The 12,939-nt window shown below is 41.0% G+C and carries 8 protein-coding genes and 1 other RNA gene; 6 read left to right on the top strand and 3 right to left on the bottom strand.

The features are described from left to right. The first annotated feature begins 27 nt into the window (after window positions 1-27). From E4N78_RS03985 to ssrA, 4 genes are all read left to right on the top strand, one after another. Entirely contained in the window at window positions 28-885 is an 858-nt protein-coding gene (locus E4N78_RS03985) for a phosphatidate cytidylyltransferase (protein ID WP_255811770.1), read from the top strand. Next, on the top strand, window positions 885-2,030 hold the full coding sequence (gene dxr / locus E4N78_RS03980; RefSeq protein ID WP_255811769.1) for a 1-deoxy-D-xylulose-5-phosphate reductoisomerase: 1,146 nt from the start codon (window positions 885-887) through the stop codon (window positions 2,028-2,030). Before E4N78_RS03985 ends, dxr begins: the two co-directional genes overlap by 1 nt. A gap of 19 nt (window positions 2,031-2,049) precedes the next feature. Further along, window positions 2,050-3,402: an RIP metalloprotease RseP gene (gene rseP / locus E4N78_RS03975; RefSeq protein WP_255811768.1), complete on the top strand. Its 1,353-nt coding sequence runs from the start codon at window positions 2,050-2,052 to the stop codon at window positions 3,400-3,402. An 80-nt stretch (window positions 3,403-3,482) separates the two neighbouring features. Next, window positions 3,483-3,833: a transfer-messenger RNA gene (ssrA, locus tag E4N78_RS03970) on the top strand. A 125-nt stretch (window positions 3,834-3,958) separates the two neighbouring features. On the opposite strand, the gene nifJ is transcribed toward ssrA, so the two are convergent. Then, window positions 3,959-7,564 carry a pyruvate:ferredoxin (flavodoxin) oxidoreductase gene (gene nifJ, locus E4N78_RS03965; RefSeq protein ID WP_255811767.1) on the bottom strand — a complete coding sequence of 1,202 codons (3,606 nt, stop codon included), beginning with the start codon at window positions 7,562-7,564 and terminating at the stop codon, window positions 3,959-3,961. 69 nt (window positions 7,565-7,633) lie between these two features. Next, entirely contained in the window at window positions 7,634-8,839 is a 1,206-nt protein-coding gene (gene megL / locus E4N78_RS03960; protein WP_255811766.1) for a methionine gamma-lyase, read from the bottom strand. A 181-nt stretch (window positions 8,840-9,020) separates the two neighbouring features. Here megL and E4N78_RS03955 point away from each other — a divergent pair, with 181 nt between their 5' ends. Continuing rightward, the gene (locus E4N78_RS03955) at window positions 9,021-9,908 is read left to right on the top strand and encodes a DMT family transporter (RefSeq protein ID WP_255811765.1); all 888 of its coding nucleotides are present in this window, start codon (window positions 9,021-9,023) and stop codon (window positions 9,906-9,908) included. A 106-nt stretch (window positions 9,909-10,014) separates the two neighbouring features. Here the strand turns inward: E4N78_RS03955 and E4N78_RS03950 are convergent, their stop codons facing one another. Continuing rightward, the gene (locus E4N78_RS03950; protein WP_255811764.1) at window positions 10,015-11,376 is read right to left on the bottom strand and encodes a Na+/H+ antiporter NhaC family protein; all 1,362 of its coding nucleotides are present in this window, start codon (window positions 11,374-11,376) and stop codon (window positions 10,015-10,017) included. Between the two features lie 223 nt (window positions 11,377-11,599). Between E4N78_RS03950 and E4N78_RS03945 the strand changes: the two genes are divergently transcribed. Next, a complete protein-coding gene (locus tag E4N78_RS03945) occupies window positions 11,600-12,892 on the top strand; it encodes a Na+/H+ antiporter family protein (RefSeq protein WP_255811763.1) in 1,293 nt (430 codons plus the stop codon). Window positions 12,893-12,939: the final 47 nt, after the last annotated feature.

The following is a 12,939-nucleotide window of genomic DNA, read 5'->3' as shown; positions in this document are numbered from 1 at the left end:
AAAAATTAATAAAAGGAAGAAATAAAAATGAAAATTCAAAAACTTGTTGAGAGGCTTCTTATATTTTTTGTAGGGATGCCTTTAATTTTAATCTCTATTTATTTTTTACCCCATTATAATTTTTTTCTTTATCACATTGAAGTATTTATTGCAGCTTTAATTGCAAACTATGAAATTTATAATATTTTATCACAAAAATCTCCAACTTATCCGAAAAAAATTCTTGCAGCCTTAGGAATCATATTACTTGTAACATCATATCTCATAGGTTTATATTCGCTCCCTCAATATTACATACTCATTTTATTAGGCTTTGTTACAGTATCCATGTTGTTTATGGAAATTATCTTTTCATTTTCAGGGAATTTTACCAATAGTATCGGCCGGCTTACAACGGGAATGTTTATGCTGGTTTACCCTTGGGGACTTTCAATTTATCTATCATCAATCTCAAGGCTTCCCAATGCAGGAGCTCTGATTATAACATTTTATCTTATGACCTTCGGCTGCGATTCCTTTGCATGGCTTTTCGGAATCTTACTCGGAAAAAACAATAGAGGCCTTATTAAGGCCAGCCCTAAAAAAAGTATTGCAGGCTTTATAGGAGGCTTCATAGGTTCCATCACAGCCGCTGTAGGCTCATTCTATTTTTTTAATAAACAGCTTAATGGAAAATTAAAAGAGCTTATAATAATAGCTTTTTTTACTGCCCTCTTTGCCATTATCGGAGACATAATAGAATCTATTTTAAAGCGCTCAGCAGATGTAAAAGATTCAGGTAAGGTAATTTTAGGACGCGGCGGAATTCTTGACAGCATTGACTCCTTGCTCATTGCCGCTCCGGTATTCTATTGTCTTTGTGTCCTCTTATTAGGCGGCCTTTAATGAAAAAAAAGCGGGTTATCGTTCTTGGTGCCGGAGGTTCAATCGGAAAAAACAGTCTGGAAATAATAAGAAGATTTTCCGATAGGTTTGTTCTTGCCGGTTTTTCGATCCATTCGAATTCGGATTTTGCAAAAACTCTTCTAGCCGAATTTACCGATGCGCAATTTGTTTCTACAAAAAAAAAGAATTCCGATTTAAAACACGAGATAGATGCGGAAGCTGTAAGACAGCTGCTCGAAAAATCAAAGGCCGACATCGTTATAAACGGTATAGCGGGTTCGGCAGGCTTAAAGGCTTCGGTAGAAGTTATAAAAAGCGGCTTGGATTTGGCCCTTGCCAACAAGGAAACCATAGTAGAGGCGGGGGAGCTAATTTTTCAAGATGCCGAAAAGTCGGGAAGCACAATAATTCCCGTCGATTCGGAACACGCTGCAATTTTTCAGCTTATAAATGCCCACAAAAAAGAAAACATCGAAAAGATTATAATTACCGCCTCAGGCGGCCCCTTTTTAAATACGCCGAGAGAAAAGCTTAGCACAATGAAGCTTGAAGATGCCTTAAAGCATCCGACATGGAAGATGGGCGGAAAGATTTCGATAGATTCTGCTTCTCTTGCAAACAAGGCTTTGGAAGTGATTGAGGCTGTAAAGCTATTTTCTTTTCCACCCGAAAAAATCGAAGTTACGGTTCATCCTCAAAGTATAATCCATTCGATGATACAGTGTAAAAACGGAGAGATATTTGCTCAAGCTTCTCCTCCCGATATGAAAAATCCTATTTTAAATGCCTTAAGTTTTCCGGAGGTGCCTGAAAGCTTTTTAAGGCCCTTGGATTTTTCTCAAATTATAAACTTGGAATTTATGCCTCCCAGAAACGATGATTTTCCTATGCTGGTTTTGGGTTTTGAAGCAGCTAGAAAAGGCGGGGCCTATCCCATAGCCTTTAATGTTGCAAATGAAGAAGCCGTTGATGCCTTTATAAAAGGGAAAATAGGCTTTACGGATTTAGCCGATATTGTGCAAGAAGTTTTAAATTCGGATTGGACTATGAAACCTTCTTCTTATGAAGAAGTTTATGACTATGAAAACAGAGCAAGAGCGGTCACTTTGGCAAGGATACTTGACAGAGTAAACGGCTTGCAATAAAAGTAAAACGGAATAATTTATGGTTAAGATTTTAATAGGTTTGATTATATTGAGCATCATGGTCTTTATCCATGAGCTTGGACATTTTATTGCCGCAAAACTCTGCGGTGTTGTGGTCGAAAGTTTTTCGATAGGCTGGGGCCCTGTTCTTTTTAAAAAAAAGAAAGGAGACACGGAATATAGAATTTCTGCAATTCCTATGGGCGGTTATTGCGGCATGAAGGGAGAAAAGGCCTTTCAGCAAGCTATCGAAGAAAAGCTCCCTGCAATCCCGAAAAAAGAGGGAGAGCTTTACGGGGTGCATCCTTTTAAGCGGATTATAATTGCCTTTGCCGGTCCATTTGCAAACTATATAAGTGCGGTTCTAGCCCTTGCTATTGTAAGTGCTATCGGTTCAAGCTATTACACAAGCTCGAATAAGATAGCTCCTGTTTACTATTATAACGAAGCCGATGACTCTCCCGCCCGCGAGGCTGATTTACGGATGGGAGATGTAATTTTAAGCATTAACGGCGAAAAAACCGAAACATTTGCCGACATCGTGCGCCTCATTGTGCCGGAAGCAAAGGAAGAAGTTACGCTGGAAATAGAAAGAGAAGGGCAAATCCTCACAAAAAAACTTAGACCCAAGCTCGATCCAAAAACCGGTGCAGGCATAATAGGCTTTTATTCTTTTATTCCCCTTGAAATTGACGGTGTAAAGCCTTCTTCATCTGCCGAGCTTGCAGGGCTTAAAAAAGGCGACCTTATTACGGAAGTGAACGGAATTGAAGTTGCCAATACTGTAGACTTAAACCGTGCCCTAGACGGTATAAGCGAAAAGACTGCCGAATTAGGCATTTTAAGGGACGGAAATAAGATTACAAAAACCGTAAACCTTATCAGAACCGAAAAGGGAATAGACCTTGGGCTAAAGATTAAAAACATCAAGGTAGAGATTCCCGGAACAGGCTTTTTTAAAAGCATAGTGAACGGCTTTGTTTTAACTCACAAGAGTTTTGTGTTAACATTTAAAAGTTTAGGCCTTTTGTTTAAGGGAGTTGACTTTAGGCAAGCCGTTTCAGGCCCTGTACGCATTACCCACATGTTGGGCGATGTTGCCGCCCAAGGTTTTAAGGCCGGTTTTTTAATCGGGCTTTCGGATATCTTAAACTTTGTAAGCATAATTTCTATTTCTCTTTTTATAATGAATTTACTGCCGATTCCGATTTTGGACGGAGGCTTAATTCTTTTTGCCTTTATCGAATTTATTTTTAGAAGGCAAATTCATCCGAAGGTGCTGTACTATGTTCAGTTTATCGGCATAGCCTTTATCGGCGTAGTTTTTATATTCGCCCTCTGGGGAGACATAGGATATTTTTTAGGGCGATAAGTTTGCGCATTTCAATATAGTAATAGTTTTTGTTAAGTATATTGACTTTTACGCAAAAATATAGTAAATTGATGATGCTTGGGGATGTTCCGGTTTCGACCGGAAAGACGGAGGCTTAAGCTGCAGGCGGAGTGCCGATCTCCTGATTCGGCAAACACTATAACTGCCGAAAATAACGACAGTTTCGATTACGCCTTAGCTGCATAATCGCGGAATCTGCTTTGCACTGCTCCGAGCGGGGCATGATTCCGACGCCAATCGGGGCTTGCTTTTTAGCGGCGTGTAGACGTTAAAAAGGACTTCTTATACACTAAGGATCCGACGCTTTCGGTGCTGCTACCGGGTCCCGACAACTGCCTCGCACCGATAAGCCTGTAGATGTTTCTGTTTCCCTTTTCGGGACGGGGGTTCAATTCCCCCCATCTCCATTTTAAATAAAATTTTAATTATACCCTACCCTAACATCTTGGAATTAAGCATCAAAAATAATTGATTAAAAAAGCGGGCATCCTTTTCCTATCGGAATCGGATGTCCGCCTGTCATCTAATTTCAAAATTAATTACTCAACATTTTATACCTATTATACCTCTCCTTAGCATCCTCCTCTGCATGCTTAAATAAGACTTCCGCAACATCGGGGAAGGTCTTTTTAAGCGAGGTGTAGCGGACTTCGGAGTTGATGAAGTCTTGGAATGAAGCGCTCGGTTCCTTGCTGTCAAGCTGGAAGGGATTTTTACCTTCGGCTTTTAAGCGGGGATCAAAGCGGTATAGGTGCCAGTAACCGGCTTCAACAGCCTTTTTCTCCTGCTCGACACTTCTGCTCATTCCTGAGCGGAGTCCGTGGTTGATACAGGGAGCATAACAGATAACGATTGAAGGTCCGTCATAGCTTTCGGCTTCTTTTACAGCCTTTACAAATTGGCTCATATTGGAGCCTATGGCAACTTGAGCTACATAGACATAGCCGTAGGTCATAAGCATTGCACCCAAATCCTTTTTACGGATTCGCTTTCCGCCTGCCGCAAATTTTGCAACGGCTGCCGTCGGTGTAGATTTTGAGGACTGACCTCCTGTATTGGAATAAACTTCCGTATCGAATACGAGGATATTAAAGTCTTCGCCCGATGCCATGGTGTGGTCAAGACCGCCATAACCGATGTCATAGGCCCATCCGTCTCCTCCGAAGGACCAGACACTTTTTTTGACGATAAAGTCCTTCAGCTTGTAGATATATTCCAAGAGCCTGTCAGCTTCAATATTTCCCGTATCATATTTGAAGGTATGGCTTTCGGGAACCGGAAGATAATCGGCGGCATCGGTATTTTTTACGGCCGTATTTCTAGGCGGCTGATGAGCATCAAAGAGGGCCTTAATCTTATCGCAGGTTAAGGTATTGGCTTCAACATCTTTTTTGTTTTCAATCCATTCTTTAAAGAGAGGAGTAAAATCTGTTCCGACATTGAGCTCAATAAATTTCTTCATATAGTCTTCGGCCTGTTCCCTCAACTTACGGGTGCCTAGGGCCATTCCGTAGCCGTAGTTTGCATTATCCTCAAAAAGGGAGCTTGCCCAAGTCGGGCCCTTTCCTTTTTCGTTATAGGTAAAGCCGGCAGTGGGATAAGAGCCGCCCCATATCGAAGAACAACCGGAAGCATTTGCTATCATCATGCGGTCTCCGAAAAGGCGGGTAACAAGGGTTGCATAGGCAGTTTCACCGCAGCCTGCACAAGCTCCGTGGAATTCCAAGAGAGGCTGTTTAAACTGGCTACCCTTAACTGAGAACTGATCCATGAGACCATGCTTTGTAGAAACATTGTCAACTGCATAATCCCAGTTTTTGCTTTGAGCTTCTTCTTCGGCCAAGGGCTTCATAACGAGGGCCTTATTCTTTGCAGGACAAATATTTGCACAGTTTGAACAGCCCGTACAATCCATAACCGAAACCTGCATCCTGTACTCAAGCCCCTCAAGGCCTTTTCCGTTGGCCTTTATAGTTTCAAAGCCTTCAGGTTTAGCAGCCCTTTCTTTTTCATTAAGAAGGAAGGGGCGGATTGTAGCATGAGGACATACAAAAGAACACTGATTACACTGAATACAATTTTCCTTTATCCAATGCGGAACTTCAACTGCAACACCACGCTTTTCGTATCGGCTGGTACAGTTAGGCATTCGGCCGTCTTCAACACCTTTAAATGTACTCACTCTTAGAGCATCGCCTTCCTGCCTGTTAATAGGAATAAGTACATTGCGTACATAGGGCGGAAGATGAGAATTGCAAATCTGTGAATCCTCCGCATTTGCCCAAGCGGCAGGAACGGCAACCTTGTGAAGAGAACTTACCCCCTTTTCTACTGCGGCATAGTTCATATTTACTATGTCTTCACCTTTTTTACCGTAATCTCTGACTATGGATTTTTTTAGACTTTCAACGGCTTCTTCAATGGGAATAATTTCTGCAAGTTTAAAGAAGGCAGACTGCATAATCATATTGATTCTTCCGCCGAGACCGATTTCCTGAGCAATACCTGTAGCATTGATTGTATAAAATTTTATCTCATTTTTTGCAATAAAACGCTTCATTTCCCCCGGAAGGTTGGCTTCCAATTCTTCATCAGACCAGAGGCAGTTAAGCAAGAAGGTTCCGCCTTTTTTTAAGCCCTTCAATAAATCATATTGATGAACATAGGACTGCTTTGAACAGGAAATAAAGTCAGCATCGCTTATAAGGTATGTGGATTTTATCGGCTGCTTTCCAAAGCGGAGGTGAGAAATGGTTACGCCTCCCGATTTTTTACTGTCATAAGCAAAATAGGCTTGGGCATACATACCGGTGCTGTCGCCGATAATCTTGATAGCACTCTTATTTGCTCCGACGGTTCCGTCAGAGCCGAAGCCCCAGAATTTACATCTAATTGTTCCTGCGGGTTCGGTCTTAATTTCCTCTAAAACGGGGAGGCTCAAATTTGTTATATCGTCTTCGATTCCTACGGTAAAATTGTTTTTAGGAGCATCGGCTTTAAGATTGTCGAATACCGATTTTACCATTGAGGGAGTCGTATCCTTAGAAGCAAGCCCGTATCTTCCGCCCACTATAAGAGGTTTATTGGGCACATCAATGTATGCACCTAGTATGTCCAAATGGAGAGGTTCGTAAAGGGCGCCTTTCTCCTTTGTCCTATCAAGAACGGCAATCTTTTTAACCGTCTTGGGCATTACATCAAAAAGGTATTTGGGCGAGAAAGGACGGTAAAGTCTTACCTTTATAAGGCCAACCTTTTCTCCCTTGGAAACAAGATAGTCAACGGTTTCTTCGGCTGTCTCGGTTATAGAACCCATAGCTATAATTACGCGTTCGGCATCGGGAGCTCCATGATAGTCAAAGGGGCGGTATGTTCTTCCCGTCAAGGCCGAAATTTGCTTCATATAATCGGCAACTATTTCTACAACATCGGTATAGAATTTATTGGAGGCTTCTGCCGCCTGAAAATAAACATCCGGGTTTTGGGCTGTTCCTTTGGTAAAGGGATGCTCCGGATTCATTGCCGTGGTACGCCAATCGTTTAAGGCCTTCCAATCAAGCATCTTTGCAAAATCTTCATAGTCGATGAGCTCGACATTTTGAAGTTCATGGCTGGTTCTAAAGCCGTCAAAAAAGTGGAGAAAGGGGACTCGGCCCTTTATCGCTGCAAGGTGGGCAATACCGCCGAGGTCGATAATTTCCTGTACCGAACCTGAGGCGAGCATACCGAAACCTGTTTGGCGGCAAGCCATAACGTCCTGATGATCGCCGAAAATAGAAAGGGCGTGAGCCGAAAGAGCTCTCGCCGATACATGTAAAACACCCGGTAAAAGCTCACCGGACATCTTGTACATGTTGGGTATCATAAGTAAAAGTCCCTGACTGGCCGTAAAACTTGAAGCTAGGGCGCCGGCAGAAAGGGCTCCGTGCATTGAGCCGGCTGCTCCCGCCTCGGACTCCAGTTCCGAAACAAGGACGGTTTGACCGAAAATGTTTTTTCTTCCGTTGGCTGCCCATGAGTCAACAAGCTCGGCCATATCCGACGATGGTGTAATCGGATAAATGGCGGCTACATCGGTAAAGGCATAGGCCACATAAGAAGCCGCATTATTACCGGTCATTGTTTGAGTTTTCTTTTGCATACTCTTTTTTCTCCATAATTTTTAACAAATGAACACCTCCAAAAAAGCTTTTAGAGGTGTTCTTAAGATTTATTTAACAAGTTTATCTAAAGCTTGTTTTAAATCTGCAATAATATCTTCCGCATCTTCAAGACCGACAGAAAGACGAACCAAACCTTCGGCAATATCCGAAGCGGCTCTTTCTTCCGGAGTATATGGAGAGTGGGTCATACTTGCAGGATGCTGAATAAGGGTTTCGGCATCGCCTAAGCTTACTGCAATAGTTGCAAATTTAACCGAGTTTATAAGGGTTTTACCGGCTTCCAATCCGCCCTTAACTGTAAAGGCAATCATAGCTCCGCAAAGCTTCATCTGTTTTTTTGCAAGCTCATATTGCGGGAAGGATTTAAGACCGGGGAAGGCGATGGACTCAACTGCCGGATGTTTTTCCAAGAACTCTGCAACTTTTTGAGCATTGGCGCAGTGCTTTTCCATTCGGATATCGAGGGTCTTCATACCTCGGCCTATCAAGTAGGCTTCAAAGGGGCCCAATGTAGAACCGGTCATATCCTTAACACCTACAAAGCGCACCTGATCGATGAATTCTTTTTTTCCGACAACAAAACCTGCAATAACGTCTCCATGGCCGTTTAGGTATTTTGTTGCAGAATGAAGAACAACGTCTGCACCTAAATCAAGAGGTCTTTGGAGATAGGGAGTCATATAAGTATTATCTACTATAACCTTACATTCTGGATTATGAGCATGGGCAATCTTACTTATTTCTGCAATGTCGCAAAGATACATGTTCGGGTTGGCAGGGGTTTCCAAATAAACGATTTTTGTATTCGGTTTTAAAGCTTTTTTAATGTTTTCAGGATCACGGGTATCAACGAAAGTTACATCAACTCCGAAACGTGTAAGACCGTGATTTAAAAATGCAAAGGTACAACCGTAAAGAGTTTTTCCGGCAACAATATGGTCTCCGGCATTTACAATCGACCAAATACACGAAGTAACAGCACCTATACCGGAACTTGCAGACATACAGGCTTCACCGTTTTCAAGACAGGCAAGTTTTTCTTCAACAACAGTAGTAGTAGGGTTACCCAAGCGGGTGTAGATATAGCCTTCTTCCTCTAAGGCAAATCTTCGGCCTCCCTGCTCTGCCGAATCAAACGCAAATGTTGAAGTTTGATAAATAGGTGTAGCTAAAGCACCGTACTTGTTCTTAATGCTTCCTGCATGAATCTGTTTTGAAGCAAATCCCAATTTTTCCAATTCTTTTCTATTCATATCTTCCTCCAAATAAAAGACACATATAGTAGAAATTATAAGGCATTTATTATATTAATGCAAGTGTAAAAATCAAAAAATTATAAATAAAATTTAACTATAACACTCATACTTGATTTCATTATTGTCTTATTGTATCATAGCGTTAGACAAAAGTTCAATTAAAAATTAGGAAGGAATTATGTCCAATAAAATAAAATCATACTTATTTGCTGTTGCTGCCATTATTTTTTTTGCTTCTTCTTTTCCGTTTTCACGGTTTGGTTTAAAGCATTTCAGCCCGGAAGCCTTAGGTTTTTTAAGATGTGCTTTAGCAAGTATTGCTCTTTTAATTATAGGAAAATTTAATAAACTTAGAGCTCCATTTAAACTTAAACACATAGGATTATTCTTTTTGTCGGGAGCGCTCGGGTTTGCCCTATATCTTATCTTTTTTAATATTGGACTTAGGAGCATCACAGCTGCAACCGGAAGCATTATAATTGCTACAACCCCTATAATGACCGCATCAGCAGCTTCTATAATTTACGGTGAAAAGATAAGCAAGGCAGGCAGCATTTCTATTTTGACGGCTTTTTGCGGAGTTCTCGTTATTATCTTATGGGAAGGAATTTTGTCGGTAGACATAGGTATTTTATGGACTATGTCGGCAGCAGTTTCTTTTTGCGGATATAATATTTTAAGCCGAAAACTTGCAAAAATGGGCTATACCTCTATAGAAATCGTAACCTACAGTGTGATTTGTGCAGCGATTATCTTATCGCCTTTTTGTATTGAAGGCTATAAGGAGCTCATTTCTGCCGATTTTAAGTACATAGGAAGCCTTTTATATTTAGGAATTTTTACAAGTGCATTAGGCTATTTTTTCTTTAATAAAGGAATAGAAATTGCCGAAAAAACAAGCGATGTTACAAATTTTCTTTTTTTTAATCCATTACTTGCAAGTATTTTAAGTTATTTTGCCTTAGGCGAAACATTAAATAAAGGAACGGCGATAGGAGGGACAATAATCATAGTAAGCATCATAGTGTTTGCCTTAAAGGGAGCCCCTTCAGGGCGGCCCTGTTAGGGCGGCCCTAACAGGAGAATAAAAGAAAACTGCCGATAAATAAAAAATCCCAAGGTTCAAGTTTTATTCGAACCTTGGGATATGTTTTAAAGGAATCTCTAAAAACTTATTTTGCTTTAACAGCCTTCCACTCTTCAAAATTCCAAGGATGTTTTTTAATATATCCGTTGGCAAATGGGAAGAATATCGAAAGAGTTAAGAACACGGCCAGTAAAAGCTGGTACCACAATAGAGGAATAAGGCCTACAGGATTTACAAGCCCATTTGTAAAGGAGCAGGCTATCAAGAGCTGAGCACCGTAAGGAATTAATCCCTGCATTACACAAGAGAAGGCATCAAGAAGAGAGGCAGATCTACGGGGGTCAACCTTAAATTCTTCACACATCTCTTTTGCGATAGGACCATCGATAATAATAGCAACAGTATTATTTGCAGTTGCCGCATCGGTAAGAAGGGTCAGGGCGCCGATACCGAGCTCTGCCGATTTTGGCCCCTTTACCATGCCCTTTATTTTTTGTAAAAGCCATTCCATACCGCCTGCCTGACTTACCATGTAGGCAAGACCTCCCGTCAGCATTGAAAGCAAGAATATTTCGAACATTCCGTTAAAGCCGTCATACATATGATTTGTCCACTCTAGAGCATTAAAAGCACCGTAAGCCATTCCTATAATACCTGAGAAAAGGATTCCTCCTAAAAGAACCGCAAATACATTAAGGCCTGCGATAGCTGCAACCAATACGAATACATAGGGCAATACTTTTACGATATTAAATTCCAAGGACTCAATTTGAGGCGTAACAGAGGGTCTGCCGAAGATTAATAGGAGGATGAGAGTTAAAATTGCAGCAGGTAAGGCTAATGCCATATTAACCCTGAATTTATCCCTCATATCTACATTTTGTGTTCTCGTCGCTGCAATTGTCGTATCCGAAATAATCGAAAGGTTATCGCCGAACATGGCTCCGCCAACCATTGAAGCTATCATAAGCGGCATAGAAATACCTGCTTTTTCTGCAAAGCCTACGGCGATAGGACCTACGGCGGCAATAGTACCGACACTTGTTCCTGTTGCTATAGATAAAAAACAGCAGATGATAAAAAGTCCCGCTGTAACAAAATTCGGCGGTATTAGGGTTAAACCTAAATTTACTGTAGAATCGACACCCCCCATCTGCTTTGAAACGACCGAAAAAGCTCCGGCTAAAATATAGATGATACACATAGTAATGATGTTTGCATCTCCGCAGCCTTTGACAAGAGCGTCGAATTTTTCATCGATTGAACCTTTGTGCATCAAAAAAGCGGCTATAATACCTACAATTACGGCAATAGGACCCTTAAAGCCGTAAAATCCCATAGGATCGCCTTTTGCAACCAGCGTTACACCTATTCCAAGGTAAACGACAACAAAAATTAAAAAAGGCAACAGAGCTAAACCATTCGGTTTAAACTTAGATTTTTCCATAAAATCTCCTCCATAAAAGTTTTCCTCAAAATAGACAAGCAGTTTAACTGCCTATATATTTTGTACTATTAGATTATCTCACAGGTTATACAGATTGTCAAGAAAAAAATATATAAAAATATAAACTTTTTAATTAAAAAAAGTTGACATATAAAATATTCCATGCTAATATTTTTGGGCTAGACTGCAATTTTTATAAATTGCATAAAAAACGGAGGTTTATATGATTAATCCTGTAATAGTAGCCGTTGTTGTAATGACGGTACTATGTCTTCTCAAAATCAATATTTTGATTGCGATTATGGTTTCCGGCGTTATCGGCGGATTAGTTGGAGGCTTAGGTCTATCTACGACCATAAGCACTCTTATTTCGGGTATGGGAGGCAATGCGGAAACGGCATTATCTTACATTCTTTTGGGTACATTAGCTGCGGCGATAAGTCATACAAATATTGTAACATTGCTTGCGGCAAAACTTTCAAAAAGCCTTAAAGCAAAAGGTATTTTACTTGTTTTGATAATTGCCTTTGTAGGATGTTTTTCACAAAACCTTATACCCATTCATATTTCATACATTCCGATATTAATTCCGCCCCTTTTGGTTGTTATGAATTCAATGAAGCTTGATAGAAGGGCTATGGCATGCGGTCTTACTTTCTCAGTAAAGTGGCCCTATGTTACCTTCCCTGTAGGCTTCGGTCTTATTTTCCATGGAATTATTGCAAATTCAATGACACAAAACGGAGTACCCTTTGAAACAACAGATGTATGGAAAGCTATGTGGATTCCGGGTCTCGGAATGCTCTTAGGATTATTTATTGCCGTATTCTTCTCATACAGAAAACCCAGAGAATATAAAAATGTACATCCCGAGATGAATCTTGAACAAAATGTAAAATTTACATCCCGTGAATGGTTTACTCTCTTGGCAATTATTGCAGCCTTTGTAATTCAAATTTTAACAGGTTCAATGCCTCTGGGCGGTCTTGTAGGTATCTTAATCTTAATGCTTACACGCGTTATAAAGGTTAACGAAGTAGACAGCACAATGGCAGAGGGTATAAAACTAATGGGCTTTATCGCCTTTGTTATGCTCGTTGCCGCAGGTTTTGCAGAAGTTATCAAGGCAACAAAGGGTGTTGATTCTCTTGTAGTTTCAAGTGCTAACCTGATAGGAGGAAGCAAACTCCTCGGTGCTATTATAATGCTTTTAATCGGTCTCGGTATCACAATGGGTATCGGAACATCTTTCGGCACAATTCCGATTATCGCAACAATCTATGTTCCGCTCGGTGTAAAGTTAGGTTTCAGCCCTGCCGCTATCGTTTGCTTACTCGGCACAGCCGGAGCCTTGGGAGATGCCGGATCCCCTGCATCAGACTCAACACTTGGACCGACAGCAGGTCTTAACGTAGACGGTCAGCATGATCACATCTGGGACACCTGTGTCCCGACATTCTTGCACTTTAATATTCCGTTAATCATCTTCGGAACCATAGCTGCAATGTTCTTGTAAAATTAAAAGCCCCCGTCTAAACCGGCGGGGCCTTTTTTTCTATCTTC

The sequence above is a fragment of the Treponema denticola genome (assembly GCF_024400535.1).
GTDB classification, from domain to species: Bacteria; Spirochaetota; Spirochaetia; order Treponematales; family Treponemataceae; genus Treponema_B; species Treponema_B denticola_C.
The sequence above is the reverse complement of the archived record's forward strand: the minus strand, read 5'-3'. Positions and strand labels throughout refer to the sequence as shown.